This is a genomic window from Burkholderia sp. MR1-5-21, from assembly GCF_053427715.1.
Map to the genome: position 1 here is coordinate 1 of NZ_JBSAXD010000013.1, position 13,076 is coordinate 13,076.

At 67.1% G+C, this 13,076-nt stretch carries 14 protein-coding genes; 5 read left to right on the forward strand and 9 right to left on the reverse strand.

Features of this window, described 5'->3' with window-relative positions:
* The first annotated feature begins 168 nt into the window (after positions 1-168).
* Positions 169-927 (forward strand): SDR family NAD(P)-dependent oxidoreductase, encoded by a 759-nt coding sequence (locus tag ACV229_RS18640; RefSeq protein WP_448084586.1) that lies wholly within the window; start codon positions 169-171, stop codon positions 925-927.
* A 137-nt stretch (positions 928-1,064) separates the two neighbouring features.
* Here ACV229_RS18640 and ACV229_RS18645 read toward each other — a convergent pair whose 3' ends face one another.
* Together ACV229_RS18645 and murJ are read right to left on the reverse strand one after the other, a co-directional pair.
* On the reverse strand, positions 1,065-1,907 hold the full coding sequence (locus ACV229_RS18645) for a SirB1 family protein (protein WP_448084587.1): 843 nt from the start codon (positions 1,905-1,907) through the stop codon (positions 1,065-1,067).
* 8 nt (positions 1,908-1,915) lie between these two features.
* On the reverse strand, positions 1,916-3,466 hold the full coding sequence (gene murJ, locus ACV229_RS18650; protein WP_448084588.1) for a murein biosynthesis integral membrane protein MurJ: 1,551 nt from the start codon (positions 3,464-3,466) through the stop codon (positions 1,916-1,918).
* Between the two features lie 301 nt (positions 3,467-3,767).
* Here murJ and rpsT point away from each other — a divergent pair, with 301 nt between their 5' ends.
* Entirely contained in the window at positions 3,768-4,040 is a 273-nt protein-coding gene (rpsT, locus tag ACV229_RS18655) for a 30S ribosomal protein S20 (RefSeq protein WP_006398494.1), read from the forward strand.
* Between the two features lie 167 nt (positions 4,041-4,207).
* On the opposite strand, the gene ACV229_RS18660 is transcribed toward rpsT, so the two are convergent.
* Positions 4,208-4,531, reverse strand: a complete 324-nt coding sequence (locus tag ACV229_RS18660) for a DUF3579 domain-containing protein (RefSeq protein WP_448084589.1) — start codon at positions 4,529-4,531, stop codon at positions 4,208-4,210.
* Positions 4,532-4,942: 411 nt separating this feature from the next.
* On the opposite strand from ACV229_RS18660, the gene argF reads away from it, so the two are divergent.
* The gene (gene argF / locus ACV229_RS18665) at positions 4,943-5,872 is read left to right on the forward strand and encodes an ornithine carbamoyltransferase (protein WP_448084590.1); all 930 of its coding nucleotides are present in this window, start codon (positions 4,943-4,945) and stop codon (positions 5,870-5,872) included.
* 50 nt (positions 5,873-5,922) lie between these two features.
* Here the strand turns inward: argF and ACV229_RS18670 are convergent, their stop codons facing one another.
* From ACV229_RS18670 to murB, 4 genes are all read right to left on the reverse strand, one after another.
* Positions 5,923-6,384, reverse strand: coding sequence for an SRPBCC family protein (locus tag ACV229_RS18670; RefSeq protein WP_448084591.1), 462 nt, complete (start codon positions 6,382-6,384; stop codon positions 5,923-5,925).
* A 16-nt stretch (positions 6,385-6,400) separates the two neighbouring features.
* Positions 6,401-7,483, reverse strand: a complete 1,083-nt coding sequence (locus ACV229_RS18675; protein WP_448084592.1) for an SRPBCC domain-containing protein — start codon at positions 7,481-7,483, stop codon at positions 6,401-6,403.
* Positions 7,480-7,857: an ArsR/SmtB family transcription factor gene (locus tag ACV229_RS18680; RefSeq protein WP_448084593.1), complete on the reverse strand. Its 378-nt coding sequence runs from the start codon at positions 7,855-7,857 to the stop codon at positions 7,480-7,482. Before ACV229_RS18680 ends, ACV229_RS18675 begins: the two co-directional genes overlap by 4 nt.
* A gap of 241 nt (positions 7,858-8,098) precedes the next feature.
* Positions 8,099-9,142 carry a UDP-N-acetylmuramate dehydrogenase gene (murB, locus tag ACV229_RS18685; protein WP_448084594.1) on the reverse strand — a complete coding sequence of 348 codons (1,044 nt, stop codon included), beginning with the start codon at positions 9,140-9,142 and terminating at the stop codon, positions 8,099-8,101.
* 142 nt (positions 9,143-9,284) lie between these two features.
* Here murB and ACV229_RS18690 point away from each other — a divergent pair, with 142 nt between their 5' ends.
* Positions 9,285-9,770: a YajQ family cyclic di-GMP-binding protein gene (locus ACV229_RS18690; protein WP_176077091.1), complete on the forward strand. Its 486-nt coding sequence runs from the start codon at positions 9,285-9,287 to the stop codon at positions 9,768-9,770.
* A 117-nt stretch (positions 9,771-9,887) separates the two neighbouring features.
* On the opposite strand, the gene plsY is transcribed toward ACV229_RS18690, so the two are convergent.
* Positions 9,888-10,526 (reverse strand): glycerol-3-phosphate 1-O-acyltransferase PlsY, encoded by a 639-nt coding sequence (plsY, locus tag ACV229_RS18695; protein ID WP_448084595.1) that lies wholly within the window; start codon positions 10,524-10,526, stop codon positions 9,888-9,890.
* Between the two features lie 149 nt (positions 10,527-10,675).
* A complete protein-coding gene (gene ybaK / locus ACV229_RS18700) occupies positions 10,676-11,167 on the reverse strand; it encodes a Cys-tRNA(Pro) deacylase (RefSeq protein WP_448084596.1) in 492 nt (163 codons plus the stop codon).
* A 326-nt stretch (positions 11,168-11,493) separates the two neighbouring features.
* On the opposite strand from ybaK, the gene ACV229_RS18705 reads away from it, so the two are divergent.
* Positions 11,494-13,056, forward strand: coding sequence for a class I adenylate-forming enzyme family protein (locus ACV229_RS18705; protein WP_448084597.1), 1,563 nt, complete (start codon positions 11,494-11,496; stop codon positions 13,054-13,056).
* Positions 13,057-13,076: the final 20 nt, after the last annotated feature.

A 13,076-nucleotide genomic window follows, 5' to 3' on the forward strand; every position in this document is an offset into this window, starting at 1 on the left:
CCGTCCCGGGCGGTTTTTTTTCGTGCGCGGCCGGTTTGCACGAAGGTTCGCACGGACGTCAGCATTGTGCCGGCGCACGGCGGCGCCCCGTACAATCGACCGGATCGATCCCCTCTCTGCCGGCTTGCACGCAGGCCGCCGTCTTTACCTACCACCAAGGAGACAGTCATGGAGATTCGCGGGAACGTCTTTCTGATCACGGGCGGCGCATCGGGACTTGGTGCCGGCACGGCGCGGATGCTCGCGCACGAAGGCGGCAAGGTCGTGCTCGCCGACCTGAACGACGAAGCGGGTGTTGCGCTCGCCAGCGAACTGGGCGGCATGTTCGTCCACTGCGATGTATCGCGCGAGGACGACGCGCAGGCCGCGGTCGACGCCGCGACGCGCGCGGGCACGCTGCGCGGCCTCGTGAACTGCGCGGGCGTCGCGCCCGCCGCGAAGACCGTCGGCAAGGACGGCGCGCATCCGCTCGACGTGTTCGCGAAGACGATCAGCGTGAACCTCGTCGGCACGTTCAACATGATCCGTCTGGCCGCCGTCGCGATGGCCGCGAACGCGCCGAACGCGGACGGCGAGCGCGGCGTCGTGATCAGCACCGCGTCGGTCGCGGCGTTCGACGGCCAGATCGGCCAGGCCGCGTATGCGGCATCGAAGGCCGGCGTTGCCGGCATGACGCTGCCGATCGCGCGCGACCTGTCGCGCAGCGGCATCCGCGTGATGACGATCGCGCCCGGCCTGTTCGAGACGCCGATGCTGCTCGGCATGCCGAAGGACGTGCAGGACGCGCTCGGCGCGATGGTGCCGTTCCCGCCGCGGCTCGGCAAGCCGGCCGAATATGCGATGCTGGTGCGGCAGATCGTCGAGAACCCGATGCTCAACGGTGAAGTGATCCGCCTCGACGGCGCGATCCGGATGCAGCCGAAATGACGGCGCAATAACGCAGCAACAATGTAGCAATAACGCGCGCTATACGTACCAGCAAAAACGCCCGCCACGCGCGCAATGCGCATGGCGGGCGTTTCGTATGCTTGCTGCGAAACGGCCGGTCTTCGGCCGGTCTTCGCTCAGTCCTCGTCTCCGCGCTGCATCCGCTGCCGCAATTCGCTCACCTGCGCGTCGACGACGTTCGCGTCTTCCGCGTCCGGCCGTTCGCCGAGATACCGCTCGAGATCCTCGAGCGCCGGCCGCAGGTAGTCGAGCCGCGCATACGCGAAGCCGCGGTCGCGCACCTCGTCGAGGTGTTCCGGCAGCAGGATCACGAGCCGCTGCTGCACGGCCAGCAGCCGCTGCCAGCGTTCCGTCTGCAGATAGATCGTCTTCAGGTTGCGCAGCATCCGCGCAATGATCTCGCGGCTCGTCGCCGGCTGCAGCAGCGCGCGCAATGCGCTGTCCACCGCGCCCGCCGCACGCGCGACGTACGGCTCCAGCATCTCGACCATCTCGGCTTCGGACAGCGAATGGCCGTTGGTCGGGTCGATGATCAGGTCGCCGTCCGACAGCGTGACGCGCAGCAGGAAATGGCCGGGAAACGACACGCCGCGCGCCGGCACGCCGATCTGCTCGGCCAGTTCGATATACAGCACCGACAGCGAGATCGGGATCCCGCGCCGCCGCCTCAGCACGACGTTCAGGTGGCTATTGTCGGGATCGTAGTAATCGTTGTGATTGCAGGCGAAGCCGAGCTCGCGAAAGAAGAAATCGTTCAGCGCGACGACCCGATCCTTCAGGACGGCATCGTCGGCCAGCCGCCGGCGCAGCCGCGCCGCGAGCATGTCGAGTTCGGCGAGCGTGCCCTGCAGGTCGAGATCCGGGTACGCATCTTGCGCGAGCGACAGCGCGGCCTCGGTGACCGGCAGGCTGTCGTCGTCCGCCACGAGCGTACTGAAATAATCGAGGACCCGGGTCATTGCGGTCGTCACTTGGCGCGCCTTCTGAAGTAAGCGTATTTGAAGCCCATCACCCACAACATACCGAAATATAGTGCAGCGAACAGCACGAGGCACGCGGCCATCAGCGCGATCCGCTGGAGCGGCTGCGCACGCAGCCCGGTCCAGTCGAAGCTGATCGCGAACCAGTGCATCGTGCCCGCGAGCACGAGCGACGCGCCCGCGAGCTGCGCGAAGAAGCGCAGCCAGCCCTCCGACGGCTGGTAGATGCCGCGCCGACGCAGCCCGAGGAACAGCAGCAGCGAGTTCAGGCACGCGCCGACGCCGATGCTGAGCGTCAGGCCCGCATGGCCGATCAGCGGCACGAACACGTAGTTCGACAGCTGCGTGACGACGAGCACGCCGACCGCGATCTTCACCGGTGTCTTGATGTCCTGCTTCGCATAGAAGCCCGGCGCGAGAATCTTGATCAGGATGATGCCGACGAGACCGATCCCGTAGGTCGCGAGCGCACGCGCGACCATCGTGACGGTATGCGCGTCGAACTTGCCGTAGTTGAACAGCGTCGCCGTGAGCGGCGCCGCGAAGAAGAACAGCGCGAGCGCGCTCGGCGCGGCGAGCAGGAACGTCACGCGCAGCCCCCAGTCGAGCAGCGCCGAATATTCGGTCGCGTCCGCGTCGACGTGCGCCTTCGACAGGCTCGGCAGCAGGATCGTGCCGAGCGCGACGCCGAGCAGCGCGGTCGGGAATTCCATCAGGCGGTCCGCGTAGTTGATCCACGACACCGCACCCTGCCCGAGCCGCGACGCGATGTTGGTGTTGATGATCAGCGACAGCTGCGCGACCGACACCGCGAAGGTCGCCGGCACCATCTTCGCGAGCACGCGCTTCACGCCGCGATGCCGCAGCGCACGCATCGGGTTGAGCCCGATCAGCGGCACCATGTCGATCTTCTTCAGGCCCGGCAGCTGGACCAGGAACTGCAGCACGCCGCCGGCGATGACCGCCCATGCGAGCGCATATACGGGCACCTTCAGGTGCGGCGCAACGAACACGGCCGCGACGATGAACGCGACGTTGAGCAGCACCGGCGCGAACGCGGGCAGCGAGAAGCTCTTGTACGTGTTCAGCACGCCGGACGCGAGCGTCGTCAGCGAAATGAACACGATGTACGGGAACATGATGCGCGTCATCGCGACGGCGAGCGGGAACGCCTGACCGTCCGTGCGCAAGCCGGACGCGACCGCGAACACGACCCACGTCGCGCCGACGATGCCGACCACCGACAGCACGGCGAGCGCCCACGCAAGCACGGTCGACATCGCGTCGACGAGCGCTTTCGTCGCGTCGTGCCCCTGCTGGTTCTTGAACTCGGCAAGGATCGGCACGAACGCCTGCGAGAACGCGCCTTCCGCGGACAGGCGGCGCAGCAGGTTCGGGATGCGGAACGCGACGTAAAACGCGTCGGTATATTGACTGGCGCCGAACGCACGGGCGATCAGCGTCTCACGGGCCAGTCCGGTCACGCGCGACAGCAGCGTGAAGCCGCTGACCGTCAGCAGGGCTCGGAATAGATTCATGGGGCGCTTATTATACGGAGGTTGCGTGGCGCGTCACGGCCGGAAGCCGAAAAGGACGCCCGCGGCGTTCGCCCGCATCCGCATCGGACGCCAAACTTGCCACGCGCTTGATTTTGTTGCTATAATCGCCGGTTTCTGAGCCTGTTACATGCGCGGCACCTGCCGTTTCCGTGTCCGGGCCTCGGATAAAACCAACGTTTTTTTTGCGCCCCTGGGCAATCGTTCTCAGGGGACGGATCGAAAAGCAGCGCTTGGCCGTCAGGCTCCAAGCTCTGGAAACAGGACAGGATAAGGAACCGTCATGGCTAACTCCGCACAAGCACGCAAGCGCGCCCGCCAGGCCGCGAAGGCAAACTCGCACAACTCGGCGCTGCGCTCGAAATTCCGTACCGCGATCAAGGCTGTTCGCAAGGCAGTCGACGCCGGCGACCAGGCAAAGGCAGCTGAGCTGTTCAAGGCCGCCGTGAAGACGATCGACACGATCGCCGACAAGAAGATCGTTCACAAGAACAAGGCCGCTCGCAGCAAGAGCCGCCTCGCCGCAGCCGTCAAGGGCCTGCAGGCAGCAGCGTAAATTCGGTGCGGCCGGCAAGGTGTGCCCGCCTTGCGCGGGCGCCCCTGTTTCCTGCGATCGACAAAAAAGCCCGCATTCGCGGGCTTTTTTGTTTTGCACCGTCCGCCGCCGGAAAGGCCGCGGCGCAACAGACCGGGCGGGCGCGGCAGGCGCCCTCGCCCGGCAGTTCAGCTCTTGTGGTTCGCGTAGTCAGGCAGCTCGCACGCCTCGGTGACGACGAGGTGGTTGTCCTTCGCGAAGTTCATCACGAAATCGAACGCCATCGGCTCGACGTCGCGAAGGCGGGAATCGAGAATCACGCATTTCGTGTCGCCGAGCATCGTCGGACGCACATACAACGAATACTTGAGCTTGGCATTCGGCCCGCTTGCACCGGGCCCGAAGCACGACATGACGCCAGCAAGACGCTCCGACCAGTCGCTCGGGCGAAATTTCTTCCCATCTTTCGTGATGCCCTGGATGAAGTATTCGGTCGGAGGGGTTTCAGCCATGTGGTTACCCAAGTGACGGCCCGGCGATGCGCAGGCAACGGCGCCTGGACACGCAAACACAAAGCAGGCATGACGCCGGATGGCGCCCGTGCGCACCCGCAGGCGGGCCGCTGGCGCGCTTCCCGGCACGCCGCACCGGTTTTGTGCAGCGCACGGCTTGTGTCCGGCAGCGCGTGAATGAGGCTTGCCTGCCGGGCTGGAGAAAACTTTTAAATTATACCGCAGCGCGGCATCGCGCGCCGTCTCGCGCCCGCTGTCCCGCGATCGTCTGCCACGCATTCCGATCCAGCCCCGCTTTTCGGCCCGGCTCGTCAAAGCGCGGAAAATCCTTTATGCTGCTTTGAGTCATTCACATCCGACGGCGGTGCCGTCCGGCCCTGCGGCCGGGTGAGACCCGCCGCATTTCGTTTCATGACCGCCAAAACCATTCGTCACTACCTGCAGTTCAAGGATTTCTCGCTGGAAGACTACGAGTACGTGCTCGAACGCACGGGAATCCTGAAGCGCAAGTTCAAGAACTACGAGACCTATCACCCGCTGCACGACCGCACGCTCGCGATGATCTTCGAGAAGAACTCGACGCGCACGCGCCTGTCGTTCGAGGCCGGGATCTTCCAGCTCGGCGGCCATGCGGTGTTCATGAGCACGCGCGACACGCAGCTCGGCCGCGGCGAGCCGGTCGAGGATTCCGCGCAGGTGATCTCGCGGATGGTCGACATCATCATGATCCGCACGTTCGAGCAGGAGATCATCCAGCGCTTCGCGGACAACTCCCGCGTGCCGGTGATCAACGGCCTGACCAACGAGTACCACCCGTGCCAGGTGCTCGCCGACATCTTCACGTACTACGAGCACCGCGGCCCGATCCGCGGCAAGACGGTCGCATGGGTCGGCGACGCCAACAACATGCTGTACACGTGGATCGAGGCCGCGCAGATCCTCGGCTTCAAGCTGCGCCTGTCGACGCCGCCCGGCTACGCGCTCGACATGAAGCTGGTCGCGCCGGAAAGCGCACCGTTCTACGAAGTCGTCGACGATCCGAACGAAGCGTGCAAGGGCGCCGATCTCGTGACGACCGACGTGTGGACGAGCATGGGCTTCGAGGCCGAGAACGAGGCGCGCAAGCAGGCGTTCGCCGACTGGTGCGTCGACGAGGAAATGATGGGCCACGCGAACCCCGATGCCCTCTTCATGCACTGCCTGCCCGCGCACCGCGGCGAGGAGGTGACGGCCGGCGTGATCGACGGCCCGCAGAGCGTCGTCTGGGACGAGGCGGAAAACCGCCTGCACGTGCAGAAGGCGCTGATGGAGTTCCTGCTGCTCGGCCGGCTGAAGCACTGACGGGCAGGCGTCACCTCACGCTCGAAGCGCCGGTCGCCGACCGGCGCTTTTCATTTTCCGAGCGGGGGCGCATAGGCGCGCCGCAGGTAGTTGCGCAGGCTCTCCATCGCGCGAACGGTCTGCGCCGGCAGCGCGCGGCGCACCATCGGCGAGAACAGCCGCGCGAGCCAGGTTCTCGGCGTGATCTCGACCTCGTGAGTCAGGCGCGTGCCGCCGTCGTGCGCATCGATGCGGAAATCGACGTTCACGCGCATCATCCGGTCTTCGTACACGCAAACGAGCCGCTCGCCCGGCTTGCGAATGACGATGCGCCCATCCATCACGCCGGCCCGTCGCCCGTCGCGGTACGCGTACCGCAGCGCCTGCCCCTCCGCGTTGGGCCCCGGCGCCGCTTTCTCGATGCCGGTGCAGCGTTCGAGCCATTGCGGCGTGACGGAAAAATCGTCGAGTGTCGCGAACACCTCCGCCGGCGATTGATCCACGACGATCGTATGGGCGAAACGAATGCTCATGCCGATGCTCCCCCGGTCACCCCAGCGCCGGCTGCGTCGCGGCGAAGCTCGGCCGCTCGCGCATCACCGCATGCGCGCGCGTGACGTTCGGGACATTCCGCAGCAGCTCCGCGCCTTCGGGGAACATCCCGACATAGGCCACGATCGGCGCCAGGAACAGATCCGCCATCGACACCGCCCCGCCGACCAGATAATCGCGGCCGCCGTACGCCGCGTCGAACACCCGCAGATGCTTGTCGATTTCAGGCAGCGCCGCGTCGATCACCGCGCGGTCGGGCTGGCCGTTCTCGCCCTTCGGGAAGACGTACTGCAGCACATAGCGGCGAATCATCGCATCGTACGCGTGACAGATGATCAGGCTGATCCACTGCTCGCCGCGCGCGTGCGCGGTAGCACCCCACTGGGGCAGCAGGCTCGGGCCGTCGAACGCTTCGTCGATATAGCCGAGGATCGCCCGCGTTTCGTAAAACTCGACCGGGCCGTCGCAGAACGCCGGAATGCGCCCGAACGGGTTGTGCGCGAGCACCTCCGGCGAATGCGGCGGCACCGCCTGCAGCGTATACGCGACGCCCTTTTCCGCGAGCGCCATCCGCACGGTGCGGCAGAAGGAGCTGCGCGGATCGCCGATCACGCTGACCGTTCCCGCGCTGCCCTCCGGGTCCAGCAGATCGCTGAGCCGGTTGAACACCGATTGCCACCCGCCCATGTGCGAATCGCGCGCCTCCGCGCTCGGAAAACCGCTGTGCCGCATGTGCAGGTGCGTGCCGCCGTCCTGGTCGGTGAACGTGACCTCGATCAGCGTCTTCAGGTCGGCCGGCATCGACCCGGCCTCCCACGCCCATGTGTACGCCAGAAAGTCGACGCGATCGACCTTCTGGTATTCGCCGCCCGCGATGTGCCGCGAGCCGTCGCGCCCGCCCATCACGATGCGGTACTTGCCGCCGACCCGCGCGTCGGCACTCGCCTCGATCACGCTCATCCCGCGCGGACAATGCCAGGACGCCAGCGCGGTTTCGTTCGTGAACGCATCGAAGACACGCTCGCGCGGCGCGCGAATGAACCGGTTCAATTCGAGATGAAACGTTGCTGCCTGACTCATGACTTCTCCCGCCGAGGTGGAACGTCGTCGCCGGCCGTGCCGCCCGCGCACGATTGTTCGACGAACGCCGTCAGTCGATCGAGGCTCTCTTCCCAATATTGCCGATAGGCTTCGAGCCATCCGTGTGCATCGCGCATCCCGTCCGCGCGCAACCGGCAGATTCGCCAGCGCGCATTGACTTCCCTCTCGATCAGCCCCGCCTCCGACAGCACGCGAAGATGCTTCGAAATCGCCGGCGCCGACATGTCGAACGGCCGGGCCAGCTCGCCGACTGGCGCCGCGCCCTCGGCCAGGCGAAGCAGGATCGCCCGGCGGGTCGGGTCGGCCAGCGCGGCGAAGACTACGGAAAGAGGATCGGATGTCGTCGATCGCATGCTCTCATTTAACTTCTAGGTTAAGTGTAAGTCAAGGTCGCTGCGGCGACCGATTGTCAAGCATCGTGAAGCGAAAGGCGAGTGCAAGGAACGCGCGGCGCACGGTCGACGCGCGGCACGGGACACGCGCCCGCCGGCCGGGGCGGCGGGTCGTCGGAATAACGGGGAGTGATTGTTTTCGGGGCCGGGCAGATGCGGTCCTGTGCGCCGCGGAAGGAGGCGAACCAGCGTCAGGCCTGGCTCACAGGCACACCGGCTCCGGCTCGAGCTCGACGCCGAACTTCGCAAACACGTCGTCCTGGATCGCCCGCGCGAGCGCGATCACGTCCGCACCCGTCGCGCCGCCGCGATTGACGAGCACAAGCGCCTGGCGGTCGTGCACGGCCGCGGCACCCAGCGCGCGGCCCTTCCAGCCGCAGCGGTCGATCAGCCAGCCGGCCGCGAGCTTCACCTGCCCGTCCGGCTGCGGATACGACACGACGTCGGCCACGCGCGCACGCAGCGCGTCGAACTGGGCAGCATCGATCACCGGATTCTTGAAGAAGCTGCCCGCATTGCCAAGCGCGAGCGGATCGGGCAGCTTCGCGCGGCGGATCGCGACCACCGCATCGAACACATCGCGCGCCGTTGCCGCGGGTTGCGCGATACCGCGCGCGTCGAGTTCGCGCGCGACGTCCGCGTAGCCGAGCCGCGGCGTCCAGCGCTTCGGCAGCCGGAACGTCACCGACACGATCGCGAAGCGCGCGCGGCCTTCCCGCTTGAAGAAGCTGTCGCGATAGCCGAACGCGCAACGTGCAGCATCGAAGCGCTCGCTGCGCCCCGTCGCGAGCTCGACGGCGACGAGTGAATCGAAATACGTCTTCATCTCGAGCCCGTACGCGCCGATGTTCTGGATCGGTGCGGCGCCGACCGTGCCGGGAATCAGCGCAAGGTTCTCGAGGCCCGGCATCCCGTGCTCGAGCGTCCACGCGACGAACGCGTGCCAGGTCTCGCCGCCGCCCGCCTCGACGTACCACGCGTCATCGTCTTCGCGAACGATGCGGCGGCCGGTGATCTCGTCGAGCAGCACGAGGCCGTCGAAATCGCGCGTGAACACGACATTGCTGCCGCCGCCGAGCACGAGGTGCGGCAAGCCGGCGACGCGCGCGTCGCGATGCAGCGCCGCGAACTGGTCCGCGTGCGTCACGCGCGCGGCCAGCCGCGCCTTCACGTCGAAACCGAACGTGTTGTGCGCGGCGAGCGGATGGTCGGGAAGCAGCGACAGGGTGGAATCGGCAGGAAGCATCGGCAATCGCGGTCATGCGTGCCCGGCGGCGCGCGGCCGGCCTTGGGCAAACGAAGGGGCACCGGTAAAATGGCAAACAGTCCGCAATTATAGCGAGTGCCCGTGCGCGAGCCGGGCCCGCGTGTTTTACAGGGAGAAAGCCATGCCATCGTTCGACGTCGTCAGCGAAGCGAACATGATCGAAGTAAAGAATGCCATCGAGCAGTCGAACAAGGAGATTTCGACACGCTTCGACTTCAAGGGCTCCGACGCGCGCGTCGAGCAGAAGGAACGCGAACTGACGCTGTTCGCCGACGACGATTTCAAGCTCGGCCAGGTCAAGGACGTGCTGATCGGCAAGATGGCGAAGCGCAACGTCGACGTGCGCTTCCTCGATTACGGCAAGATCGAGAAGATCGGCGGCGACAAGGTCAAGCAGGTCGTGACGGTCAAGAAAGGCGTGACGGGCGATCTCGCGAAGAAGATCGTGCGGCTCGTCAAGGACAGCAAGATCAAGGTGCAGGCGAGCATCCAGGGCGACGCGGTGCGCGTGTCGGGCGCGAAGCGCGACGACCTGCAAAGCGTGATCGCGATGCTGCGCAAGGACGTGACCGACACCCCGCTCGACTTCAACAACTTCCGCGACTGATCGGTCGCGTGCCGCCGCCGGGCCGCGTTGCGTGCCCGGCGCGCTTCTTCAACACACTTCTACAGTCCGCGTTTTTCGGCCCGCGCTTTTCGCGCCGGCGCTTTTCGGCCTGTTTTGTCAGGCCTTCCCGCCGTCCTGCGCGTTGCCGTTCGAGGCGGCCTTCTTCTTGTCGCCGATCCGGCTTTCCTGCCCCGCCAGCAGCTTCGAGATGTTGCTGCGGTGACGCCACACGAGCAGCACGCTCATCGCGAGCACCGCCCACGCGACCGGATTGTGCTGTGTGCCGAACAGGAACACGTCGAACAGCGGCGCGAACACCGCCGCGACAAGCGCCGCGAGCGACGAATAGCGGAAGAAGAACGCGATGATGAGCCAGGTCAGCGCGGTCGCGAGCCCGAGCACCGGATGGACCGCGAGCAGCACGCCGGCTGCGGTTGCGACGCCCTTGCCGCCTTGGAAGCGGAAGAAAATCGGGTACAGGTGGCCAAGGAACACGGCGATCGCCACCCATGCGATCGCGACTTCGGGCAAGCCGAAACGCCGCGCGAGCCAGACGGCGATCCAGCCCTTGAATGCGTCACCGACGAGCGTCAGGATCGCCGCCTTCTTGTTGCCGCTGCGCAGCACGTTGGTGGCGCCGGGATTCTTCGACCCGTACGAGCGGGGATCGGCCAGGCCCATCGTGGCGCTGACGACGACGGCGAACGACACCGAGCCGATCAGGTAGGCAACGAGGGCGGCGAGCAGGATCTGCATGCGGAAGACTCTTCTTTCAACGTATCGATGGGACGGACGGCTGCGCACGGCATGGCCGGCGCGGCCGCGGCGGCGGATTGCCTGCGACGGCAAGCCGAAGCGGCGCTCATTCTACCGAAGCGGCGCGGACTGCCACGAAGGTGAAACCCTCAGTCGACGCTCGCGCACTGCACGGGCTTCGCGTCGAGCAGCGTCGTCAGCACGGACGGCACGACGCTGACGAGATAGCCGCGGCGGCCGCCGTTCAGGTAGATCGTCGGCAACGCGAGGATCGTCGCTTCGACATAGACGGGCATTGCCTTGCGGGTGCCGAACGGTGACGTGCCGCCGACGAGATAGCCCGAATGGCGGTTCGCGACCTCCGGCTTGCACGGCTCGACGCGCTTCGCGCCGATCTGACGCGCGAGGTTCTTCGTCGACACCGTGCGATCGCCGTGCATCAGCACGATCAGCGGCTTCGCATGTTCGTCCTCCATCACGAGCGTCTTCACGACGATGTGCTCGTCGACGCCGAGCTGGCGCGCGGACTCGCCGGTACCCCCATGCTCGACATATTCATACGGGTGTTCGCCGAACGCGACGCCGTGGCGGCGCAACAGCTGGGTCGCGGGCGTTTCGGACACGTGTCTGGATTTGCTCATGGCGGCATTCTAATGGGGAACGGCTGGCAAGGCGCACTGCGCAACAGGTGTTCGCCAAGGACCGCCCTGCCCGCCGGCGGTATACTCGCGGCCCGCTTTTCCATCGCCCGGGGGCCTCAGCGGGGGCACTACGCTCGGCATCGCCGCGACGCCACGCCACGCCACGCCACGCCACGCCACGCCACGCCACGCCCTCCATCATCATTGCGCGCTGTGAAGCGCTATTGTCCGAATGGCCGATTGTGGGCCGCGCTTCGGCATGGCACGATCGTTCGCAAACATCGCCCCGCCGCGCCCCGGCCGCCCGTTCACCTTCTGGAGACGCCATGACCCAGTCCACCCGCCCCTGCGCGCCGCTCGATGTCGACGCGCTGCTGGCCGCGCTGCCCGGCCGCATTGCCGACGTCCCCGCGCACTGGGCCGCTTGTGCGCCCGATCATCCGGCGCTGATCGAGGACCCGCGCCGCCTCACGTATCGCGACCTGTCGCAGGCGGTCGACGCCGCCGCCGCGCAACTCGCCGCGTTGGGCGTGCGCGGCGGCGACCGCGTGATGATCGTCGCGGAAAACTGCGTCGCGCAGATCGTGCTGCTGTTCGCGGCCGCCCGGCTCGACGCGTGGGCGCTCGTGTCGAACGCGCGGCTGTCGGCCGCGGAGCTCGACGCGATCGCCGCGCACGCGCGCCCGAAACTGATCGCGTTCACCGACGACGCATCGCCGGACGCACGCGCGCACGCGGCGCGGCACCACGCGAGCCCGGCGCCCGCGCTCGCGGTCGACATCGGCGCGTGGTCGTACCGCGCCGATGCCGACTCACCCGGCGAACCGGTCGCCGCGGACGGCGCAGCGCAATGCGCGGCGCTGATCTACACGACCGGCACCACCGGGGCGCCGAAGGGCGTGATGCTGTCCCACCGCAACCTGCTGTACATCGCGGCGGCGTCGAGCACGCTGCGGCGCGTGTCGCCCGACGACATCGTCTATACGGTGCTGCCGGTATCGCACGTGTACGGCCTCGCGTCGGTCTGCCTCGGCAGCCTGTATGCGGGCGCGACCTTGCGCCTCGCGCCGCGCTTCTCGCCGGAGGCCGTGCGCATCGCGCTCGCTGACGAAGGTGTCACGATCTTCCAGGGCGTGCCCGCGATGCACGCGAAGCTGCTCGAGCACCTGCACACGCACGGCCACGCGTGGCACGCGCCGCGGCTGCGCTTCGCCTATTCGGGCGGCTCGCCGCTCGACGCCGGCCTGAAGGCGCGCGTCGAGCGGATCTATGGCGTGCCGCTGCACAACGGCTACGGGATGACCGAGAGCAGCCCGACGATCACGCAGACGGCGCTCGACGCGCCGCGCAGCGACTGCTCGGTCGGCACGCCGATTCCGGGCGTCGCGATGCGGATCGTCGCGCCGGACGGCCGCGACGTGCCGCAGGGCGAAGTCGGCGAGATCTGGGTGCGCGGGCCGAACGTGATGCTCGGCTATTACCGCAATCCGGACGCAACGCGTGCGGCCGTCACGCCGGACGGCTGGCTGAAGACCGGCGACCTCGCGCGGCAGGATGCCGACGGCGCGGTGACGATCGCCGGACGCAGCAAGGAGCTGATCATCCGCTCGGGGTTCAACGTGTATCCGGTCGAAGTCGAGCAGGCGCTGAATGCGCATCCAGACGTCGTGCAGGCGGCCGTCGTCGGCCGCGCGGTCGAGGGCAACGAGGAAGTGCTCGCGTTCGTCGAGCTGGTGCCCGGCGCGACGGCCACCGAAGCCGCGCTGCACGACTGGTGCGCGGCGCGGCTCGCGCCGTACAAGCGGCCCGCGCACATCCGCGTGCTCGACGCGCTGCCGGCCGCGTCGACCGGCAAGGTGCTCAAGCACAAGCTGCGCGACCTGATCTGAAGCACGCGGCCCCGCCCTGC